At 71.5% G+C, this 21416-nt stretch carries 18 protein-coding genes; 9 read left to right on the forward strand and 9 right to left on the reverse strand.

The genetic code is table 11. The features are described 5' to 3' along the window. Positions 1–25 precede the first annotated feature (25 nt). The 5 genes from ACGWYJ_RS04585 to ACGWYJ_RS04605 form a co-directional block, all read right to left on the reverse strand. Positions 26–778: a Crp/Fnr family transcriptional regulator gene (locus ACGWYJ_RS04585; RefSeq protein WP_395104291.1), complete on the reverse strand. Its 753-nt coding sequence runs from the start codon at positions 776–778 to the stop codon at positions 26–28. A 292-nt stretch (positions 779–1070) separates the two neighbouring features. After that, the gene (locus ACGWYJ_RS04590; RefSeq protein WP_395104292.1) at positions 1071–1841 is read right to left on the reverse strand and encodes a succinate dehydrogenase/fumarate reductase iron-sulfur subunit; all 771 of its coding nucleotides are present in this window, start codon (positions 1839–1841) and stop codon (positions 1071–1073) included. Next, a complete protein-coding gene (locus tag ACGWYJ_RS04595) occupies positions 1838–3793 on the reverse strand; it encodes a fumarate reductase/succinate dehydrogenase flavoprotein subunit (protein ID WP_395104293.1) in 1956 nt (651 codons plus the stop codon). The genes ACGWYJ_RS04590 and ACGWYJ_RS04595 overlap by 4 nt, the downstream gene beginning before the upstream one ends. 15 nt (positions 3794–3808) lie before the next feature. Next, positions 3809–4612 carry a hypothetical protein gene (locus ACGWYJ_RS04600; RefSeq protein WP_395104294.1) on the reverse strand — a complete coding sequence of 268 codons (804 nt, stop codon included), beginning with the start codon at positions 4610–4612 and terminating at the stop codon, positions 3809–3811. 427 nt (positions 4613–5039) lie between these two features. Next, entirely contained in the window at positions 5040–5579 is a 540-nt protein-coding gene (locus ACGWYJ_RS04605) for a DNA-binding protein (RefSeq protein WP_395104296.1), read from the reverse strand. A 150-nt stretch (positions 5580–5729) separates the two neighbouring features. Here ACGWYJ_RS04605 and ACGWYJ_RS04610 point away from each other — a divergent pair, with 150 nt between their 5' ends. Together ACGWYJ_RS04610 and ACGWYJ_RS04615 are read left to right on the forward strand one after the other, a co-directional pair. Continuing rightward, positions 5730–6923 (forward strand): OmpA family protein, encoded by a 1194-nt coding sequence (locus ACGWYJ_RS04610; protein ID WP_395104297.1) that lies wholly within the window; start codon positions 5730–5732, stop codon positions 6921–6923. 342 nt (positions 6924–7265) lie between these two features. Beyond that, the gene (locus tag ACGWYJ_RS04615; RefSeq protein WP_395104298.1) at positions 7266–8192 is read left to right on the forward strand and encodes an endonuclease/exonuclease/phosphatase family protein; all 927 of its coding nucleotides are present in this window, start codon (positions 7266–7268) and stop codon (positions 8190–8192) included. Positions 8193–8217: 25 nt separating this feature from the next. Here the strand turns inward: ACGWYJ_RS04615 and ACGWYJ_RS04620 are convergent, their stop codons facing one another. After that, complete coding sequence (locus ACGWYJ_RS04620; protein WP_395104299.1) at positions 8218–9060, reverse strand: serine/threonine-protein kinase; 843 nt, start codon at positions 9058–9060, stop codon at positions 8218–8220. 437 nt (positions 9061–9497) lie between these two features. Between ACGWYJ_RS04620 and ACGWYJ_RS04625 the strand changes: the two genes are divergently transcribed. After that, a complete protein-coding gene (locus ACGWYJ_RS04625; RefSeq protein WP_395104300.1) occupies positions 9498–11156 on the forward strand; it encodes an LCP family protein in 1659 nt (552 codons plus the stop codon). A 10-nt stretch (positions 11157–11166) separates the two neighbouring features. Here ACGWYJ_RS04625 and ACGWYJ_RS04630 read toward each other — a convergent pair whose 3' ends face one another. The 3 genes from ACGWYJ_RS04630 to ACGWYJ_RS04640 are packed head-to-tail and all read right to left on the reverse strand — an operon-like array spanning position 11167 to position 12716. After that, positions 11167–11472, reverse strand: coding sequence for a hypothetical protein (locus tag ACGWYJ_RS04630; RefSeq protein ID WP_395104301.1), 306 nt, complete (start codon positions 11470–11472; stop codon positions 11167–11169). 28 nt (positions 11473–11500) lie between these two features. Continuing rightward, positions 11501–12127, reverse strand: coding sequence for a prepilin peptidase (locus ACGWYJ_RS04635; protein ID WP_395104459.1), 627 nt, complete (start codon positions 12125–12127; stop codon positions 11501–11503). A gap of 37 nt (positions 12128–12164) precedes the next feature. Beyond that, positions 12165–12716 carry a hypothetical protein gene (locus ACGWYJ_RS04640; RefSeq protein WP_395104303.1) on the reverse strand — a complete coding sequence of 184 codons (552 nt, stop codon included), beginning with the start codon at positions 12714–12716 and terminating at the stop codon, positions 12165–12167. Positions 12717–13172: 456 nt separating this feature from the next. Between ACGWYJ_RS04640 and ACGWYJ_RS04645 the strand changes: the two genes are divergently transcribed. The 6 genes from ACGWYJ_RS04645 to ACGWYJ_RS04670 are packed head-to-tail and all read left to right on the forward strand — an operon-like array spanning position 13173 to position 21310. Further along, a complete protein-coding gene (locus ACGWYJ_RS04645) occupies positions 13173–13685 on the forward strand; it encodes a DUF4282 domain-containing protein (protein ID WP_395104304.1) in 513 nt (170 codons plus the stop codon). A 28-nt stretch (positions 13686–13713) separates the two neighbouring features. Further along, positions 13714–16140, forward strand: coding sequence for a serine/threonine-protein kinase (locus tag ACGWYJ_RS04650; protein ID WP_395104305.1), 2427 nt, complete (start codon positions 13714–13716; stop codon positions 16138–16140). Beyond that, positions 16137–17294: a response regulator receiver protein gene (locus tag ACGWYJ_RS04655; RefSeq protein ID WP_395104306.1), complete on the forward strand. Its 1158-nt coding sequence runs from the start codon at positions 16137–16139 to the stop codon at positions 17292–17294. Before ACGWYJ_RS04650 ends, ACGWYJ_RS04655 begins: the two co-directional genes overlap by 4 nt. A 55-nt stretch (positions 17295–17349) precedes the next feature. Next, entirely contained in the window at positions 17350–19269 is a 1920-nt protein-coding gene (locus ACGWYJ_RS04660) for an AAA family ATPase (protein ID WP_395104307.1), read from the forward strand. Beyond that, positions 19266–19991 (forward strand): 4Fe-4S single cluster domain-containing protein, encoded by a 726-nt coding sequence (locus ACGWYJ_RS04665; protein ID WP_395104308.1) that lies wholly within the window; start codon positions 19266–19268, stop codon positions 19989–19991. The genes ACGWYJ_RS04660 and ACGWYJ_RS04665 overlap by 4 nt, the downstream gene beginning before the upstream one ends. Before the next feature lie 47 nt (positions 19992–20038). After that, on the forward strand, positions 20039–21310 hold the full coding sequence (locus tag ACGWYJ_RS04670) for an FHA domain-containing protein (RefSeq protein ID WP_395104309.1): 1272 nt from the start codon (positions 20039–20041) through the stop codon (positions 21308–21310). The last annotated feature ends 106 nt before the right edge of the window (positions 21311–21416 follow it).

The raw sequence follows: 21416 nt of genomic DNA on the forward strand, positions 1-21416 counted from the left end.
AAAAAGCTCGTGCTTGCCAAAAAAACTACCTAGCGTGGCGGCGCAGGGCTTGGAGGTCGTGGACGATGACGCGGCGGCGGCCGGTTTCGATCCAGCCGTGGCGGCGGAGGGTGCCGAGGGCTTTGCTGACGGCTTCGCGGGAGGCGCCGACCCAGCCGGCGAGTTCTTCCTGCGTGAGGTGGAGGGTGATCCGGACGCTGTTGCCGTCGTCGGGTTTGGTGTCGCCGGGGCGGGGTGGCCTGGTGGGGCCGTTGGGGCGGGTGGCGGCACGTCCGCGGCCTTGTTCGTAGGGTACGCCGAAGCGTTCGGCCAGTTCGACGAGCCGTTGCGCGACGCGTCCCGTGGCGTCGAACATGCCGAATTCGAGGCGGCGGCGGTCGGCCTCCCGCCAGCGTCGGCACAGCACCTTCATGATCAGGACGGAGACCCGGCCGTGGGCGCCGAGGAAGGACATGAACTCCTCCGCGGTGATCGCGAGGACGCGGGCCGGTTCGAGGGTGGCGACGGTGGCCGAGCGCGGCAGCCCGTCGATCGCGGCGACCTCGCCGAGCAGCGCGCCGGGGCCGCGTACGTCGAGCAGTGCCTCGCCGCCGTCGAGCCGGTCGGAGTACGCCTTGACGCGGCCGGTCAGCAGCACGGCCACCCAGGTGGACTCCTCGCCCTCGCGGAAGAGCACCTCGCCGCGTTCGAGGTCGCGGTATCGGCCGCGCGACTCCAGGTCACGGCGTTCTCCGGGGGTGAGCTCGGCGTAGAAGGAGCCAGGCTCAAGGGCGGTCATGCGTCAACGCTAGACGAGACGCGGAGTCCAGTAACGGGCAGCGGAATCACGAAACCATCACGCGTTCTGTGAACTTCTCCCTATTCGCAGGGCGTGTGTCGCGGGAGGGTGATTCCGGCGTGTGCGGTGCTGAGGCCGCCCCTGGGGCTCCCGGGTCACGGCGGCGTCATGGCGTTCATGGGGAACGGCGGTGCGGCGGGCGGCGGCGACGGGGGCACGCCGCCCGCCGGCCCGTCAGGAAAGGCGAAGGCCCCGCCGGCCGTCCTGCGGTAAGGACGGCCGGCGGTGGCTCTCAGGCGGACGGGGTGTCCTGGCCCTTCTTGACGATGCCGAGCTTGCTGCCGAGCCACACCACCGGGTCGTAGCGGCGGCCGACGACCCGTTCCTTCATCGGGATCAGCGCGTTGTCGGTGATCTTGATGTGCTCGGGGCAGACCTCGGTGCAGCACTTGGTGATGTTGCAGAAGCCCAGCCCGTGGTCCTCCTGGGCGATGTTGCGCCGGTCGGCCTCGTCGGCCGGGTGCATCTCCAGCTCGGCGATCCGCATGAGGAAGCGCGGGCCGGCGAAGCTGGGCTTGTTCTCCTCGTGGTCACGGATGACGTGGCAGACGGTGTTGCACAGGAAGCACTCGATGCACTTGCGGAACTCCTGCGACCGCTGGACGTCCACCTGCTGCATGCGGAAGTCGCCGGGCTCGGTGTCGCCCGGGTCGAACGAGGGGATCTGCCGCGCCTTCTCGTAGTTGTACGAGACGTCGGTGACCAGGTCGCGGATCACCGGGAAGGTGCGGATGGGGGTGACGGTGATGGTCTCGTCCGGCTCGAAGGTCGACATCCGGGTCATGCACATCAGCCGCGGCATGCCGTTGATCTCCGCGGAGCACGACCCGCACTTGCCGGCCTTGCAGTTCCAGCGGACGGCCAGGTCGGGCGCCTGGGTGGACTGCAGCCTGTGGATGATGTCCAGGACGACCTCGCCCTCGTTCACCTCCACGGTGTAGTCGTGCAGCTCGCCCTCGCCCGCGTCGCCCCGCCAGACCCGGAACTTCGCGTCGTAGCTCATACGTCCTTCTCCTCGGTCTCGGCGGGTTCGGTCGCGGCCGCGGTCCCCGCGGGCAGCTCATCGGCGGTGAGGTACTTCTTCAGCTCGTCGGTCTCGAACAGCGCGATCAGGTCGTCCCGCATGGGCTTCATCGGCTGCCGCTCCAGCTCGATCCGGGGCGAGTCGGGGTCGCCCGCCAGCCGGCAGACCAAGTTGACCTTCCGCCATTCCGCGGACATCTGCGGGTAGTCGTCGCGGGTGTGGCCGCCGCGGCTCTCCTGCCGTTCCAGCGCGGCCCGCGCGATCGCCTCGGAGACCAGCAGCATGTTGCGCAGGTCGAGGGCCAGGTGCCAGCCGGGGTGGTAGCCGCGCCCGTCACCGGCGGCGACCGGTTCCACGCTGACCTTGGCGACCCGTTCGCGCAGCTTGTCCAGGGCCTCCAGCGCCTGCTTGAGCTCGGACTCCTTGCGGATGATGCCGACCAGGTCGTTCATGGTCTGCTGGAGCTCGGCGTGCACGGCGTACGGGTTCTCCCCGCCTTCGCGCTCGAACGGCGCGAGGGCCTCGGCGGTCGCGCGCTCGATCTCCTCGTCGGGGATGGCGGGACGGTCCTCCAGCCCGTCCACGTACTCGGCGGCGCCCATGCCCGCGCGCCGGCCGAACACCAGCAGGTCGGTCAGCGAGTTGCCGCCCAGCCGGTTGGAGCCGTGCATGCCGCCCGAGCACTCCCCGGCCGCGAACAGCCCCGGGACGACGGCCGCGCCGGTGTCCGGGTCGACCTCCACGCCGCCCATCACGTAGTGGCAGGTGGGGCCGACCTCCATCGGCTCCTTGGTGATGTCGACGTCCGCCAGCTCCTTGAACTGGTGGTGCATCGCCGGCAGCCGCCGCTTGATCTCCTCGGCGCCGCCGGGCATCCGGTCGACCACGGTCAGGTAGACGCCGCCGGCGGGCGATCCGCGGCCCGCCTTGACCTCCGCGTTGATGGCCCGCGCCACCTCGTCACGCGGCAGCAGCTCCGGGGGACGCCGGTTGTTGTCGGGGTCGTCGTACCAGCGGTCCGCCTCCTCCTCGGTGGTGGCGTACTGGTTCTTGAACACCTCGGGGATGTAGTCGAACATGAACCGCTTGCCCTCGGAGTTCTTGAGGATCCCGCGGTCGCCGCGCACCGACTCGGTGACCAGGATGCCCTTGACCGACGGCGGCCAGACCATGCCGGTCGGGTGGAACTGGACGAACTCCATGTTCAGCAGCGTCCCGCCGGCCAGCAGCGCGAGGGCGTGCCCGTCTCCGGTGTACTCCCAGGAGTTGGAGGTGACCTTGAACGCCTTGCCGATGCCGCCGGTCGCCAGCACGATGGCGGGGGCCTCGAACACCACGAACTTTCCGGTCTCCCGGACGTAGGCGAACGCGCCGCAGATCTTGCCCGACGGGTCGAGCAGCAGCCGGGTGACGGTGGTCTCCGCCCACACCTTGAGGCGCGACTCGTAGTCGCCGGTCTCCTTGTGGTCCTCCTGCTGCAGCGCGACGATCTTCTGCTGCGCGGTGCGGATCAGCTCCAGCCCGGTACGGTCGCCGACGTGGGCCAGCCGGGGGTACTCGTGCCCGCCGAAGTTCCGCTGGCTGATCTTGCCGTCCTTGGTGCGGTCGAACAGCGCGCCCCAGTGCTCCAGCTCCCAGACCCGGTCCGGGGCCTCCTTGGCGTGCAGCTCGGCCATCCGCCAGTTGTTGAGGAACTTGCCGCCGCGCATGGTGTCGCGGAAGTGCACTTTCCAGTTGTCGTTGGGGTTGACGTTCCCCATCGCCGCGGCGGCGCCGCCTTCGGCCATCACCGTGTGCGCCTTGCCGAACAGCGACTTGGAGATGATCGCGGTCTTCTTGCCGCGCAGCCGCGACTCGATCGCCGCGCGCAGGCCCGCGCCGCCGGCGCCGATCACGACGACGTCGTAGGTGTGCCTCTCGATCCCGGTCATGATCTACAGGCCCCCTCAGTTGAAGATTCGCAGGTCGGAAATGGTGTCGCTGGCGACCAGGGCGACGTAGAGGTCGGCCACCACCAGCGAGCCCAGCGTGATGAGGGCGTACGCGCCGTGCCTCTCGTTGAGCTTGGAGACCTGGCCCCACATCCAGTACCTGAAGGGGTGCTTGGAGAAGTTCTTCAGCCGCCCGCCGACGACGTGGCGGCAGGAGTGGCACGACAGCGTGTACGCCCACAACAGGATCACGTTGACGACCAGGATCACCGTGCCGAGCCCGATCCCGAACCCGCCGTCCGCGCCGCGGAACGCGCGGATCGCGTCATAGGTGTTGATCAACGAGATGACCACGGCGGCCAGCCAGAAGTACCGGTGCAGGTTCTGCCCGATCAGGGGGAACCGCCGCTCGCCGGTGTACTTCTTGTGCGGCTCCTGGACGGCGCACGCGGGCGGCGACGCCCAGTACGAACGGTAGTAAGCCTTGCGGTAGTAGTAGCAGGTCAGCCGGAACAGCAGCAGGAACGGCAGCGACACCGCCGCGAACGGGATCCAGCCCCTGGTCCCGGCCGGCAGGAACGTCCCGAACTCGGCCGCGTCACCACAGATCTCGTTGACACAGGGCGAGTAGAACGGCGTCAGGTAGTGGTATTCGGGGACGTAGAAGGCGGCGCCCCAGAAGGCCCGCACCGTCGCGTACGCCACCCATGCCGTGAAGATCACCACCATGGAGAGGGGATAGATCCGCCAGTTGTCCTTGCGGAGGGTGCGTTCCTTGATCTGGGCGCGCGCTTTGGCCGGCGCCTCCACAGTGCTCATCGTTCGCTCTCCTGAGCTCGGGTCTTCGGTCCCCGTACCACGGGTGGACGCACATCCGGCGGCCCGCCGTCCCCGAGGCCCCCGCGCCGTGTCGCGACGCCGGGCGTGGGGGGCGCACGCGGGCGGTGACGTAACGTGTGCGTTTCCAGCGAAGCGACTTTACGCCACCCACTGGGGGCTGTGACATACATAACAGGCAGGCCCTCATGTGAGCCTGACCACAGGCTATGCCTTCTTTCCACCATGGCGCGCGGCGGCACGACCCATAACCAGTTGCTATGGCCTCGCGGAATCGACACAAGCGTCTGAGGGCATGGGGCGGGTGCACGACCTCGACCGGTGCGACCCGAAATGCGACCACTGGCGCGCCGGGTGCCGGGCACCCCGAAGCGGTGACACCGAGAGCGCGGGCGCCGGCGACCGGCCGTCAGCGGCCAAGGGTCCGGGCGAGGTGGTCCTCGGCCTCGCTGGTGCGGCCGTTCCCGTACACGCGCAGGACCTCGGCCAGCTCCGGGTAGTAGGCGTCGATCAGCTGGGCGGCGCCCTCGATCTCGTTCGCGGACGCGACCGCGCGCAGTAGCGACTGCAACACGCGCGCCGGCGACTCCACGGGGACACGCTCGCTGGACACCCGGACGCCGCCCGAGGTGGTCGCCGCGGTCTCGCCCCGTATCCGGCGCAGGTGCTCCTTCACGTCCGCCGGCGAGAGCGCGTCGAATCCGGGGTCGGCCGCGAGCTCCTCGACCGCCGCCAGGCGGTGCAGCACCGAGGGGTTGCTGATCTTGGCCCGCTGGGCGGACATGAGCTGGGAGAGCATCGGCGCCGACAGGCCCAGCACGCCCGCCAGCCCGGACTGCGACAGGCCCAGCCGGTCGAGCAGCCTGCGGAAACGCTCCCCCAGCGGCTCGCCGTACCACTCGGCCTGCAAGGCCCGGTTCCGGGCAACGGTGTCCTCGGCGACGCCCACGGTCCAACCCCCTTGACTGTTCGCAATTGCAAACACTATCTTCTCGACTGCACACGCGCTCGGCACCTTCCATGGTGCCACGGGGGCGCGCTTTTGCACGTGTGACGGACCGGCCCCAGCGGGGCCACGCGAGTCGAGGGGATCGCGCACATGGACATCAAGCCAACGACGACGGGGATCGCCGACGAGCACGGGAGGCCGACCACCAGGCTCCTCACCGCCATCACCATCGCCGTCCTGCTGACCACCACCGCGTGCGTCGGCGACGACGGCGGCGGCCCGCCCGGGGGCGGCGGCCCGGCGCGCGCGGGCTCCACGCCCTCATCGTCCCCCACCGGACCCGAGCCCACCTCCTGCCCGAACGGGGGCAAGCTGATCAAGGCCGTGGAGATCCCGGCTGTGCGCACCGAGCCGCAACGCATCCCCGAGGCCACCATCGGCGGGGAGAAGGTCCCCGGGGCCACCATTCCGGGGATCGACATCCCCGCCCGGCGCATCCCCGCGCAGTGCGTGGACATCAAGCCCGCGCCCGGCGGCTGCCTCAGCGCCGTCGACATCCCGGGCGTCACCATCCCTGGAGTGACCCTCCCCGGCTACGAGATCCCCGGGGTGGACGCCGGTGGCGTCAAGGTCGACCCGGTGCGCGTCGACGCCGTCACCATCGACCCGGTCTCCGTCGACGCCGTCCATGTGGACGAGGTCTGCCAGAGCAAGCCGTCCGAAGAAGGGGAGTACGTCGCCTCGGTCTACCGCGCCTCCGCCTACCGGTCCTCGGTCTACCGCTCTTCGGCGTACCGTGCGTCCGGCTACCGGCCGAGCGCCTGCAACGACGACAACCAGTGCATCCCGCCGGTGCGCGTTCCGGCCGTGAGCGTCCCCTCCGTGAGCATCCCGGCGGTCAGCGTCCCCGCGGCCTCCCTCAAGGCGTACACCGCCGGCCGGGGCCAGGTGCTCAAGGGCGGGGACGGCTCCATCGCCTACAACGTCGAGGCCGACGTGCTGTTCGACTTCGGCCGCTCCGACATCAAGCCGGCCGCCGCCGCCGAACTCCAGCGGATCGCCGCCTCCCTCAAGAGCGAGGTCCCCGGCGACGCGCCCATCCAGGTCGACGGCCACACCGATGCGAAGGGCGACCACCCGTCCAACCAGCGTCTCTCCGAGCAGCGCGCCCGCGCCATCGTCGAGTGGCTCGCCACCAAGGGCGGCATCGATCGCGGCCGTCTCAAGGCCACCGGCTACGGCGAGACCAAACCGGTCGCCGCCAACACCACCGCCACGGGGGCCGACAACCCCGAAGGCCGGGCCAAGAACCGCCGTGTGGTGATCTCCGCCAGACCGTCCTGACCCCATCCGATCGGGGGCGGGTGAGGCACGAGTGGGGCCCGGAGGCAACGGTCCGCCGGAATCACCACGCGGCTAGCCTCAATTCACCGCAAATATGATCAAATGGGGCATTTGTGTCACGGACGGGGCTGTGCATGATGGTCTCACGGGGGTGCGCGGGGGTGTTCGTACGTGACATCGGTCTACGGCCTGTGGCCGGCGGCACGCGTATAGGCGTGTGCCTAGCGAAAGGTGGTCGCCGGGAATGCGGACGGGCTCGGAGCTCAGGGTTCGGCGGGTCGGCATCGGCGCGATGCCTGTTGCCCGGGTTGCGGCCGCGCGACGTGCCGAGCCTCCCTCCGCGTGCGAGGCCCGTCCGGCACGGGGGCACGCGGGCACCACGGCATCGTCGTCACCGCGCTGACCGCGCTCCCCATGCTGCTGTCACTCGCGGCGGTGTCGCACGGCCGCGCCTTGGCCACCCCGGCGGTCACGACCGCTTCACGCGGTAACGGCGTCCGTTTGCGCGTCGCGTCCTACAACATCCGTGCCGGCACCGGGACGGACGGGCGCTTCGACTTCGCACGCCTGACCGCCGCCATCCGGGCACTGGGCGCGGACGTCATCGGGCTCCAGGAGGTCGACGTCCACTGGTCCGCCCGCAGCCAGTGGCGCGACCTCGCCGGTGACCTGGCCCGCGCCACCGGCATGTCGGTGCGCTTCGGACCGATCTACGACCTCGACCCGCCCGCCGAGGGCGCGCCACGCCGCCGGTACGGGAACGCCATCCTGTCGCGGTATCCGATCGTGGCGTCCTGCAACCACGAGATCACCCGGCTGTCCACGCAGGTCCCCGACCCGCGACCGGAACCGGCCCCCGGCCTTCCGGAGGTCGTGATCAACGCGCGCGGCGCGCGTGTCCACGTCTACTCCACGCACCTCGACTACCGCGCGGACCCGGCGGTCCGGCAGATGCAGGTGGACGACACCCTCAAGATCCTGGCCGAGGACGGCCGCGGTCACCGCTCCGCCCCGCGGGTGCTCGTCGGGGACTTCAACGCGCGCCCGGACGCCCCCGAGCTCGCGCCCCTCTGGAAGACCCTCAACGACGCCTGGACGGCCAGGGAACCCAGCGACGGTGGTATGACCTACCCGGCCACGGCACCGGCGCTCCGCATCGACTACATCGCGGTCTCGCGTTCGGTCGAGGTCGAGGCCGTCCACGTCGCGATGGTCTCCGCCTCGGACCACCTCCCTGTGGTCGCCGACCTCCGCGTCTTCCGCCGGTGACCCGGCACGCCGGCCGGCCGGGATGTCAGGGCGGACCCAGCTGGTCGAAGATCTGCAACGGCTCGCCGTCCCGCGTGCGGGCGGGCAGCTCGATGGTGAGCCCGCAGCCCGCCAGCTCGCGCCGGGCGTCCTCCGCGGCCGGGGTACGGTCGCGCGGGTCGGGGGCGCACAGGTGCTCGACGACGTCCCAGAGCCGGTGCGGTACGCCGGGAGGTGGCGGCCCCACGCGCTGCTTGGGCTCGGGATCCCCCGCGCCGGTCAGCAGGCGCCAGCCGACCATGCCCGCGGCGTACAGGTCCTGAGCGGGGCCGGACTGGTCCCGGTCCAGGACTTCGGGCGCGAGATAGCCGGGCGTTCCGACCGTGAACCCGGTCGTGGTGAGGCGCATCCCGTCGTCGCTGAGAGCGATGCCGAAGTCGGCGACACGGACGTGCGGGGCGCCGACGGGGCTCGGCTCCAGCAAGAGATTGGCGGGCTTCACGTCCCTGTGGACGACCCCGGCGGAATGGATGTGGCCCAACGCCGACAGCAATTGGTCCAGCACCTCGGCGGCGTACGCGGGCGGCAGGACCCCGTAGTCGCCCAGCAGTGTCTCCACCGAGCCGCCCCTGACCAGCTCCATCGCCAGAAGCACGTCATCGCCGGCGGGGTACCAGGCGTACGGGGTCACCACATGCGGATGGGCGAACCGGATCGCCCGCTCGCGAACCACGCGCAGCATGGCCGTCCGCCCGGAGCCGCGCACCAGCTTCGCCGCGCAGTACCGCTGCCTGTGCTGGTCATAGGCCCGCCATACGCGGCCCGACCCGCCCGCCCCGATCCTGTCGAGCATGGTGAATCGCCCGCCGACGACCCATCCAGCGCTCACGGCACCGATCGTACGAAAACCGACCCCGGTCCGTGGCCGAATCGATACCGCTTGAAGCGGAGCGCGGATATCGCACCGGCCGGCCAACGCCCATTGGCATAGTCGACGAAATCACGCCCGCGTGAGCGGAGACCCTTACCAGCCGCCCTTTATCGCGCTCCCCGCCACAGCGGCATCACAGTTCACAGGTGGTGGGGCCGTGATTCCCGACCCCTTCGGAAGGGCGAGGGATAACCGGGTTTTATGTTGCCGATGGCGCCGCAGGCCGGTCACGGAGCGGAATTGACCGAGCACATAGCACACATCACACCGCGCGAATCGGGTCAAGTGTGGCAACGTCTGAAGGTGATCAGGCATCCAACTAGTGAACGGCGCGACCATTCACGGTATCGACGCCCGACACAGCCCTGAACAGGGCCCGTGCGAGACAGGATCGGATGAGCGAGAACGAGCCCCGCCGCGAAGACCTCCCAGAGCACACCGGCGCTCCTGGTGACGGGGAAACGTCCACCGCCCCTTCCGATGCGGCCGGTGGTGAAGCCGAGCCGAAGAACGAGGCGGACGCCCCGGCGGCCGACGCCACCCGTACCCAGGACGATGACGAGCCCAAAGCCGCCCCGGACGACGAGGCCGCCGCCCCGGACGAGCCCGAAGCCCCCGACGACGAGGCACCTGCGGACGAGACCTCCGCGGACGAGGACGGCACCGGCCGGAAGGGGCGTGAGCGGCAGCGGAAGGTCCGCTCCCGGCGGCAGCGGATCCTGCGGCGGACGGTGGCCGGGCTGGCCGTCCTCGTGCTGCTCGCCGGTGCGGGAGCGGTCGCGCTGTACCACGACATCATGGGCGGGATCGAGCAGAAGGACGCCGAGGGGCACCTGGGCGTCAACCGCCCGCCGAAGCTCAACAAGTCGCTGAACATCCTGCTCATCGGATCCGACAGCCGGGACGGCGCGAACGCGCGGTACGGCGCCGCCGCCGGCATGTCGGGCGCGCGGTCGGACACCACGATGCTGCTGCACCTGTCCCCCAACCGGGATCAGGCGGTCGGCGTCAGCTTCCCCCGCGACTCGATGGTGCGCATCCCCGACTGCAAGAAGGAGAAGGGCGGGACCGTTCCAGGACGGTTCGGGATGCTGAACACCGCCTTCGCCTTCGCCGGGCCGACCTGCACGTGGAAGACCCTGGAATCGCTCACCGGCATCCACATCGACCACTTCGTCCAGGTCGACTTCACAGGGTTCAAGCGGATGGTGGACGCCCTGGACGGGGTGGAGATCTGCGTCGACCGTCCGGTGAACGACCCCCGCGCCGAGCTGTACCTCAAGGCGGGGAAGCAGACCGTCAAGGGCGAGGACGCCCTCGGCTACGTGCGCGCCCGCTACTCCCTCGGCAACGGCTCCGACCTCGAACGCATCGAACGCCAGCAGAAGTTCATGGCGTCGGTCGTCAACAAGGCCACCAGCAGCGAGGTGCTGACCGACCCGGCCAAGACCTACAAGTTCCTCAAGGCCGTGTCCAAGTCGATCACGACCGATGACGAGCTGGACCGGGGCGCCATGCTGAAGCTGGCCGAGGGGCTGCGGGGCATGAGCGCGGGCCAGGTCCGCTTCGTCACCGTCCCGGTGAAGCGGTACGGGCCGGACCCCAACCGCGTCCAGTGGGACACCGACCAGGCCGGGCTGCTCTTCGACGCCATCAAGCGCGACAACGACCTGCCCGCGGAACCGGCGAAGCCCGTCGCCGAGCAGCAGCCGCCGCCTCCGGAGAAGGTGAAGGTCACGGTCGTGGACGCGGGCGCCCCGGACAAGCTCGTCCGGCGGATCGTCACCCAGCTCAAGCGGCGCGGCTTCACCGTGGTCGGCAAGGTCGGGAAGGCACCGGACGCCGGGGAAAACCGCATCGCCCATTCCGCCGCCGCGGAGGCCCAGGCGACGGCGCTGGCGCGGGCGGTCCCCGACGCGCTGCTCACCCCGGACGCCAAGGCCCCGGCGGACGGCGTGCGGCTCATCATCGGCAAGCCGGGCGTCCGGATGGCCCCTCCGCCCATCGCGAACATCAACGGCGGCGTCAAGGCGGGCCGGAACCCCTGCAAGTGAGGCCGCGCCCTTAGCGGTCGACCCGCACGTCCGGTGCCAGCCGGGCGACGGCCGCGGACGGCTTCCGAGGGTCCAGGCGCCGGCCGTCGACCAGGCGGGCGGCGAGCCTACGACGCCCTGACGGGCCGTGCACGATCAGGCGGTTCCAGGTGGCCGCCGCGCCCGCTCCCGAGCGGACGCCCTGGACACGGCGGAGCTGCACCGTAAGCACCGCCCGGTCCAAGCCCCCGCCGAACAGCACGGACGGCGGCGTCACCGCCGCCAGGAGCGGCGGCCCGCAGGCGGCGGTCACCCAGGCCGGCGGCCGGTTCGCCACGGACGGCAGGAACCGACCGCGCCGGACGTCAGGCGGCGGGCCAGAGGATGCCGATCAAGGTGCCGGCCAGCATGAACGGCCCGTAGGGAAGCTCGGACTTCCAGGAGCTACGGCGCGCCAGGACCAGCGCCACGGCGACGATCCCGCCGAGGATCGCACCGGCGACCACGCCGGTCACCCACGCGTCCGCGCCGAGCCAGCCGAGGTACAGGCCCAGGACGCCGGACAGCTTCATGTCGCCGCGGCCGATCGCCTGCGGCAGGAGGAAGTGCTGGAGGAAGTAGATGACCCACAGCACGGCCATCCCGATGAGCGCGGACACCAGACGCTGGACGCCGTCGTCGACGAAAGGCGCCGCGCCGGCCAGGAGAACGGGCCCTACCACGTAGGACGTCAGCGTGAACCGGTCCGGCAGGCGTTTCACCTCAAGGTCGATGAACGCCAGCAGCGTCCCGGCCGCGCCGAGGTAGAGGTAGGCGGGCAGCACCGCCGAGGCGCCGAACCGCCACCCGAACGCGGCGAAGACGGCCGCCGTGGTGCCCGCGACCGTCCACCGGCGCGCGGTGGTGAGCTCGTCGCCGTACCGCTCGGCCTGCGGGGCCAGCGCCCAGCCGGCGACCAGGCCGGCCACCGCCGCGATCGACGCGACGAGCATGCTGTTCACGTCTCTGCCATCCCGTCTGACGGCGGGCTCACTTGCTGTCGTCGTACGGCCGCCCGAACCCGGACGGATCGCGGCCAGCGTAGTCGGCGAACCTGACGCGCAGCCCGGTGCGCGGCGCCTCGATCATGATCTGCCTCTTCGCGTCCACCACCAGGCCCCCTTTGATAAAGCCGGCGACCACAACGCACAGGACGCTGGTCACGAGGCAGGGAACGTGCACCCGGAGCGCGTCCCGCAGCTCGCTGACCGGGACGCCGCCGACTCCGGGGGACGGCGTCAGCCGCGCCGTCACCAGGGCCCCGAGGAACCAGACCGCCGGTGCCGCCGCACAGGACGTGAGCAGCCGCACCGCCGGGGCTGCCGGCCGGGCGGAACGGCCGTCCGAGCGCGGAACCCAGGCCGGCTCCGTCGCCGCGCCCCGCGCCGCTCGGGGACGCACGGCGGGCCGGTAGGCCGAGCCTGTGCCCAGGGAGCCCGCGCGCTCGTCCTGCCAGCCGCGCCGCCGCTCGGCGGCGTCCGCCGCGCCGCCCGGCCCCCGCGCGGGCGGGACGCCGGCCTGGCCGCCCCCGGAATCGTTCATGCCGGAAAGGTAGGCCCGCTCCGGTCGTCCGCCCAGGGTCCGCGGGCTCAACCAGGGGCCCAGGCCAAGGGAGGGCGGTCCTCTGGGACGAGGGCGACTACTGGGGCGTCGGCGGGCGCCTCATCTGGAGCTGCGCGCACTATCGCGCCGGAACAACGTCCAAAACGCGCGGATGCCGCGCGGGGCGGCGCCAGGTCACCCGCCATCAACGCACCCATGCCACATGCCACCCATTGCGGGATGACCTCCCAAAACCGCCAAATAATCGTCCGAGTGCGGAGGCGATATGCACCCAGAACCCGTTTCCCTGTGCGGCGACGGCCTCGCGGTGGGTGATCGACGGCGCCCGTCGCCCGCGTGACCCGAGACGCTCGCCGATGGTCATGCCGGGTGCGGGGGGACGCCAGGTTCTAGAGTCTGGGGATAGGTCCGTTCTAGTGCCAGGAGACGACGGCTATGGCTAACCCTCCGGATCATGGTCAGGGCCCCGGTTCCTTCGGGCCGCCGCCCCGGCCGCATCCCGGGCGCGTCCCGGAGCCGCGGGCGCCCGGTCCCGTACCGGACGCCGGCGCGGAACCGCTGAGCGGCGGCCCGGACCAGGAGGAGCGGACGCCACAGCAAGAGTGGGCACCACGGCGGGAGGAGTGGGCGCCGCCACCGCCACGGACGGACAAGGGGCTGTTCGGGGCCTTGTTCGACGCCGACTTCGACCACCTGATCACGCCGAAGCTGGTCAAGCTGTGGTACGTGCTGGGCCTGCTGCTGATCACCTTGCAGTGCGTGATCCTCATGGGTTTCGGGCTGTGGGTCGCGACCTGGGACGACTGGTGGGCCTGGGGGCTGATCCTGGCGGTGGCGAGCCCGCTGGTCTGGCTGTTCGAGCTGCTGCTGGTCCGGATCTTCATGGAGGCCGTGGTGGTGCGGTTCAAGCAGGCCGACTACCTGCGGGCCATCAAGGACAAGAGCTAGCGGCGGCGACACACGGGCGGGCAGTGCAGTGAGCGACTTCGAGGAGCCGGGGGTTCCGCCGCGGGCGACCCGGCGCGAGCCCGGGGTGACGCGCCGCGATCCGTACGTACCCGGGCCGCGCGAGGACGCCGGGCGGACGCGGCGGGACGGCGACGCCGGGAGCGGCGGGCCCCTGCTGCGGCTGCCCGGAGAGCTGGCGGAGCGGTTCGCGGTGGTGGCCGAGCTGCCGGTGCAGGGCGCCGAATCCGACCTGCTGCTGGTGCGGGACGCCGCGGGCGGCGAGTACGTCGTGAAGGTGTTCCGGCAGGGCTACCGGGCCGACCGGGACGTATGGGCCAAGCTGCCGGAGCTGAGGTCGCCGCACGTCCTGCGGATCCTGGAGACGGGGCAGGCGGAGGGGCGCGACTACGAGGTCTCGGAGTACGCGGCCGGAGGCAACCTGCGCGCGCTGATGGCCCGAACCGAGCTGGACGTGACCCGTGTCGTGGAGCAGCTCGCGGACGGGCTGGTCGCCCTGCACCGGGCCGGGATCGTGCACCGCGACCTGAAACCGGAGAACGTGCTGGTGCTCGGCGCGGATCCGGTGCGTCTGGCGATCGCCGACTTCGGCTTGAGCAAGGTGCTCGACCAGAGCGTGGTGTTCGCCTCGTCGTCCCGGACGCTGGCGTACGCGGCGCCGGAGTCGCTGTCGGGTCAGGTGTCGCCGGCGCGCGACTGGTGGTCGCTGGGGATGATCGTCCGGGAGCTGGCCACGGGACGGCCGCCGTTCGCGGGGCTGAGCGAGACGACGGTGGTCGACCACCTCGCGACCAGGGCGGTGCCGTCGAGCGATGTCGCCGATCCGCGGGTGCGGCTGCTGTGCCGGGGCCTGCTCACCCGGGACCCGCGCCGCCGGTGGACGGGCGAGCAGGTGACGGAGTGGCTGCGCGGCGGAACCCCTGTGGTGGCCGAGGAATCGGGGGCCACGGGCACAGGCGCCGCGAGCGCGCCCCCCGGCGCGGGGCTGCCTTTCAACGGGCACCGTTACACCGACCGCGCCGAGCTGGCCCGCGCGCTCATCGAGCATTGGGACTACGCGGCCATGTACTTCTTCGGCCGCGGCGAGTCCGGGGAAGCGTGGCGCACCCTGCGCGAATGGCTCGCTGAGATACCGGACGACACCCGCATCGGCCTGATCGACGGCTACCTCACCACCGGGTTGAAGCCAGATGTGAAGCTGATGCATCTGGTGCGGTGGCTCGATCCGGCGCTGCCCCCGCATCATCTGGGCCGCCGCGTCACCGCCGACGACCTGCCCACCCTGGCGGCCCTGGCCGGTGATCCCCGACACCCCGACCACCGCACCGCCTGTCTCATCGGCAGGGACCTGTGGGATGAGCATCTGCTGCATGTCCTGGCCGGCTCCGAGGGCGGCCATGACCTGGCGCGCATCGACGACCAGTGGCGTGCCCACGTGGAGGCGTGGAATGTGCTCGTGCGCTGGCTGCGCGAGCACGAGGCCACGCCTCCAGGGCTCGCCGCGCGTCTGCCAGAGGCGGGTACGCGCGCGGGCGGGGCCGCCGTCGCGGGCGGCCCTCCCCCTCCTGCGGACGATCCGCCGACCCTGCTGCTGACCCTGCTGGCCTTGGCCGCACGTCCGGCGGAGACGCGGGAAAGCATCGCGGAGGCGGCGGCACGCGCACGCGCGTCGGTGACACAACGAGTGGACTGGTTCGAGTGGATCGCGGACGGAGCGGGGGACGACCCTCTGCGCCTTCTCGCCGTCGCCCGGTGCGCTCCAGAGGCGGTCATCGAAGTCGAAGCTTCGGTACGGGACCGCCGCGCCGCCGAGCAGCGTGCGCAGGAGCTGCGCGTCCAATGGGAGGAGCGCGAACGGCAGCGCCTGGCCGCGCGCGGCAAGTCCATGGCACGGGCGGTGGCCTGGTCCCTTCCCCTCCTGGCCTTCTGGCTGTTCGGAAGCTGGGTCGTCGGAGCGCTCTTCGGGGGTGGTGACGGCGACGGCACGAGTTCGGTGGGCGGCTTCCAGGGGGCGTCAGGCGTGCCGTTCGGCGTCCTGGTGGTGTTCTCGCTCCTCACCTGGGGTGTGCAGTGCGCGAGTGAAGTGATGCTCGCGCACACGCAAGGACGTGACTATTTGCCGTATGGACCCTGGACGTGGCTGTCGCGTTTGCTGGGTGCGAGTGGCCGCGGGCTGGCCAAGGCGTCCCAGACGGTGTCCGGAGCGGCGCAGCGGACGGGACGGCGCGGCTGCGGCCTGCTGCTGCTCGCAGGGACGGTGCCGTTGCTGCTGATCCTGATGCTGATGGCGGCGGTGACCTCGGTGGGGAGCCTGCTGTGGCTGCTCCTGATGGCCGCCGCCGCGGCGGCGCACGCGGTGGCGGCGGGCGTCCGGCTGCATCGGTGGAGGCAGGGCCATACGGAGACGCGGCGGCGAGCATTGGAGGCGACGTCATGAGCAGCGGCGTGGAGGCCGACATCGCGCTGGACGCCGCGGTCGTCCTCACCCTGGGCCTGAACCGGGTGCTGGGGCGCACCGCCGGACTGGCCGGACGCGGCGCGGAGGCGCTGGCGGCGCTCGCGGCCGGACGTGCCGAGGCGCGGGCGGCGGCGCTGGCCGAGGCGGAGTCGTACGAGCAAGCGCTGCGCCAGGCGGTGGAACGCAACGCGCGGATCGCCGCCATGGCCGAGACGCGCGCCAAGCTCGGCGCCGAGGTGGAGCTGCCCGCGCCGCTGCGGCTGGACGGCGAGCGGCCCGTCGACGAGCTGACCACCTGGTGCGCCGCGACGGACAAGGAGCTCGACCGGGCCGAGCGCGCGCTGTCGGAGCACCTCGCGGCGCAGGTCGCCGGCGAGATCTTCGCCGTCCCCGCGCAGGGCGGGGGGCTGCGCTCCGACCTGGGCGCCCCGGTGTCCCCGCGGGCCGAAGAGGAGACGCGTCAGGAGGCGCTGCGGACGCTCGAACGCGTCCTGGGACGGCTGCTGCCCGACGTCCCGGAAGAGGAGCGCAAGGACGTGGTGGAGGCCGCGCGGCTGCTCTCCTCGGCCTCGTCCACGGAAGAGGCGGAGGGCGCGCTGACCGAGGTGCGGCTGCGCGTCCAATCCGCGAACCGCCGTGCCACCGAACTGCGTGAGGAGATGCGGCGCCGCGCGGCGGAGCGGGACGCCGCCGAGCAGGCCGAGGCCGAGCGGCGGTACGTCCTCGACTCCATCACCTCCGCGTTCGAGGAGATGGGATATGAGGTGCAGGGCGGGTTCGAGACGCTGACCGCGGGAGACGGGGAGGTCGTGCTGTCCCGGGGCTCGTGGCCCGACCACAGCGTCCGCATGCGGGTGGACGAGGGCGCCGTGCGGGCGGCGATGGTGCGGACCAGCCCGGCGCTCAGCGAGGACGACCGTCGGCTGGACGTCGAGCGCGAGCAGGAGTGGTGCGAGGCGTTCGAGGCCGCGAGGGCACGTCTGGAGGAAGCGGGGATACGCTCGCAGGTCACCTGGCGGCAGGCGCCTGGGGTGCGGGAGCTGCCGGTCAGCGACGGGTCACGGCACACTGGTAGCGCACAGGCCAGGACGCGTACCGAACAACGCGAGCGGCGCCGGGAGCGTGACAAGTGACTGCCAGCCAGACGGGGGCCGGCCATGAGACGAGAGTGCCGAGGGGGACGAGCGTGTGAGCGTCGAGTCGCCGACCCTGGGGGGCCGGTTGCCCGGCTGGCCGCCGTTCATCCGGGAGCTGGACGCCACGCTGTCCGTGCACTCCCAGTACGTGCTGTCGGGCAACCTGTACGACAGCTTCCTCGCCCCTCCCCTTGAGGGCACGGGCCCGGCCCGGCTGCTGACGCTGCGCGACCTGCTCTGGGAGTCGCTGCGGTCCAGCGGGTTCTCCTGCATGGTGGTGTACGACCCGGTCGACGGCATGCAGATCCACCCCGACGACGGCGACGAGATCTCCGAGGAGGCGGCGCGGGCGGCGGAACGGCTGCTGGGGAAGCGGAAGGCGGCCGACAAGCCGTCGCTGGAGGCGCTGACGCGGCACCTGGCGGCGGTCGCGCGTCCTTCGGAGAACGTGCGCGCCGCGTTCGTCATCGACTCCGCGTCCAGGATCGCGCGGACGCCGACCGACCTGGAGCCGGCCGAGCGCGACTTCTTCCGGTTCTGCGCGAAGCTGTCGCGCACCGCCCGCCCGGTACGGGTGGTGGGCGCGCGTCCCAAACCGCTCTACAACCCGATCATCTGGCTGGTCGAGCGGCCCGGCGACCTGCCGCCCTGGCTGACCGCCGACAACGAGAACATCAGGGAGATCACCATCCCGCGGCCGCACCTGGGCGACCGGCAGGAGACGGCGCGGCTGCTGGCCAGGGCGTTCGGCGTGAGCGACGTGGGGGGCGACCAGGTCGCCGCCGCGGCCTGCGACGCCTTCGCCGAGCAGGCCGATGGGCTCACCCTGCAATCGATGATCGAGGTGACCCGGCTGGCGAAGGAGCGCAACGTCGACCTGGCCGACCTGCCGGACGCGGTGCGCACCTACAAGCTGGGCGTCCTCGACAACCCCTGGAGCCGCGGCCATCTGCGGCGGCGGGTGCTGGAGGGCGAGCGCCGCGTCCCGGAGCGGGTGATCGGCCAGCCGCAGGCGGTGACCAAGACCCTGGACATCCTCAAGCGGGCGGTGCTGGGCCTGTCCGGGGCGCAGGCGACCCGGTCGGGCAGCCGGCCGCGCGGGGTGCTGTTCTTCGCCGGCCCGACCGGCACCGGCAAGACCGAGCTGGCCAAGGCGATCACCGAGCTGGTGTTCGGGGACGAGGGCGCGTACCTGCGCTTCGACATGAGCGAGTTCTCCGGCGAGGGGTCCGGCGACCGGCTCATCGGGTCGCCGCCCGGGTACGTGGGGCACGAGGCGGGCGGTGAGCTGACCAACGCGGTGCGCGAGGACCCGTTCCGGGTGATCCTGTTCGACGAGATCGAGAAGGCGCATCCGCGGATCCTGGACAAGTTCCTCCAGATCCTGGAGGACGGCCGGCTGACCGACGGGCGCGGCAACACCGTGCACTTCTCCGAGTCGATCCTCATCTTCACCTCGAACCTCGGGATGTACGTGCTCGGCGACGACATCACGGCGCGCCCCGACCCCGGCACCGGCGTGGCGCCCCTGCGGATCCGGAACATCGCCCCCGGGATGCCGTACGACGAGATCGAGCAGCGCATCAAGGGCGCGGTGGCCGACCACTTCACCGAGGTGCTGAACCGGCCCGAGCTGCTCAACCGGTTCGGCGACAACATCGTGGTGTTCGACTTCATCGGCCCGGAGGCGGCGCAGAAGATCTTCGACCTGCAACTGGCCAACATCTGCCGCCGGGTCACCGAGGAGCACCGGCTGGTGCTGACGGTGAAGAGCGAGCCGCTGGCGACGCTGCGCGAGTGGTGCACGGCCGAGCTGGACAAGGGTGGCCGCGGGATCGGGATGGCCCTGGAGTCGTATTTCGTCAACCCCTTGGCGCGCGCGCTGTTCGACCGCGAGCTGAAGCCGGACGAGGAGATCTCCGTCACCGCCATCAGGCGGGAGGGCAGCATCGTTCACCTGGATCTGCGGTGAGCGGGACGGGGCTGCTGCTGGCCAAGGCCCACTACCCGGTGACCACGCTCGGTCCGGGGATCCGGGCGGGCATCTGGACGCAGGGGTGCACGCTGCACTGCCCCGGGTGCCTGTCACGGGACACGTGGGAGGCCGATCCCGGCAAGGAGGTGCCGGTGGAGGCGGTGCTGGGGTGGCTGGCGTCGCTGCCCGGCCCGGTGGAGGGCGTGACCATCTCCGGCGGGGAGCCGTTCCAGCAGCCCGAGGCGGTGGCCGCGTTGGTGCGCGGTATCCGCAGGTGGTGGGACGAGTCGCACCATGAGACGATTCCATTGGACATTCTGGTCTACAGCGGATATGTCTACTCTCGGCTCTCGCGTTCCGCCGAGGCGCGCGAGATCCTGGAGGGGTGTGACGCGATCGTCGCGGGGCCGTACATCGACCGGCTCAACCCGAAGAGGCGACAGGTCCCCAGTGGCTCTCTACTCTGGAGGGGGTCGGCCAACCAGCGTCTCGTGCCGCTGTCCCCGCTGGGGGAGGAGCGCTACGGGTCGCCCGAGGAGGCCGGCACCGACGACGAACAGGAAGACACAGGGCCTCGAGTGCAGGTTTCCGTGGACGAGGGGCCGGAGGGAAGGCGGGTGTACTACATCGGGATCCCGCGGAGAGGTGACATGCAACACCTCACATCGACGCTGGAGCGCGCCGGGGTACGAGCGGGGGAAGTGTCATGGCGACCTTGAAATGCCCTGTCTGTGACGAGCCCTTCCAGCAGGGAGATCTCGTCTGCTTGAGCTGCGGTGCCAATCTGGCGCGCGCCGGAGGCCAGCCGCGGAACCAGCCTCCCCCCGGGCCGCCGCAGCCGCCCGGGCAGCAGCCGTACGACCCGTACCGCCAAGGACAGGGGCAGCAGGGCCAGCAGCCCGGCTACCAGCAGGCGCCCTACCCCGACATGCCCCAGTTCGGCGACTCCCCCTACGGCCAGCAGCAGGGCCAGCAAGGCCAGGGGCAGTACGGTCAGGGCCAGCGTCAGCCGGGCGGGCAGCACGCGGCACCGGAACCCCAGTACGGCGCCCCCGAGCCGCAGTACGGTGCACCCGAGCCGCAGTACGGCGGCCAGCCTCAGCAGCCTTCGTACGGCGACCAGCAGCAGTACGGTGAGCCGGCACAGCAGCAACAGCCCCCGCCGATGTCGCAGGACCCATGGGGCGCGCCTCAGCCGGGCCCCGGAGCCGGGCAGCAAGGCGGCCAGGGTCAGGAGGGTGGCTGGGCCTCTCCCCCGCCGTACCAGCAGCAGCCCCAGGGCGGGCAGCAACCGCCCCAGGGCGGTGGCGGCCAGCAGCAGTACGCGCCCCCGCCTCCACCGCCACAGGGCGGCCAGCAGGGGCAGCAGGACCCGTGGGCCGCTCCCCCTCCCCCGCCGCCGTCCCAGGACCAATGGGGCCAGCAGCAGGGGCAGATGCCCGACCAGCAACAGCAGCAGTACGCGCCCCCGCCGCCCTACGGCCAGCCAGGGGACAACCCTCCGTACGGAGGCCCGTCCCACCAGGCCGAGCAACGGCCGCCCATGCCGCCGCCCCCGCACGGCAGGGAGGCGACGCTGCTGCCGCCGGACGTCCCGCCGGGTCCGCAGGGCCAGCAGCGTCCGGGCCCCGACAGCACGGCGTTCATGTGCCCGTACTGCGAGGCGGTGCTGACCAACCCGAGCCAGGCGCAGTGCGACTCCTGCCTGCGCCCCCTGCCGCAGCAGGGCACGCCCGTCCTGCGGGTGCAGTTCCCCTCCGGGGAGCTGAAGGTGTCGGTCGGGCAGCATCTGGTGCTGGGCCGCGACGCCGGGCAGTCCCCGGTGGCGTCCACGTTCACGCAGTACGACAACGTGTCGCGGCGCCACTCGACGGTGTGGCTCGACCCGTCCGGTGCCGCCTGGGTCCGGGACGAGGGCTCCACCAACGGCACGTTCGTCAACGGTGAACGGCTCCCCCGCGGCGTGGAGGCCCCCCTCCGCGACGGTGACCAGCTCCGCCTGGCCGCCGACGTCACGGGAACCGTCCAGCTGAACTAGGCGGCGGGCACGAGCGCGTAGGGACACGAACGCGAAGGGCCGCTCCGGACTACGTCCGGAGCGGCCCTTCGCGTCTTACGTGCCGGCCACGCGCGCGGCGGCCAAG

It is taken from the genome of Actinomadura sp. SCN-SB, assembly GCF_043906805.1.
Lineage (GTDB): Bacteria > Actinomycetota > Actinomycetes > Streptosporangiales > Streptosporangiaceae > Spirillospora.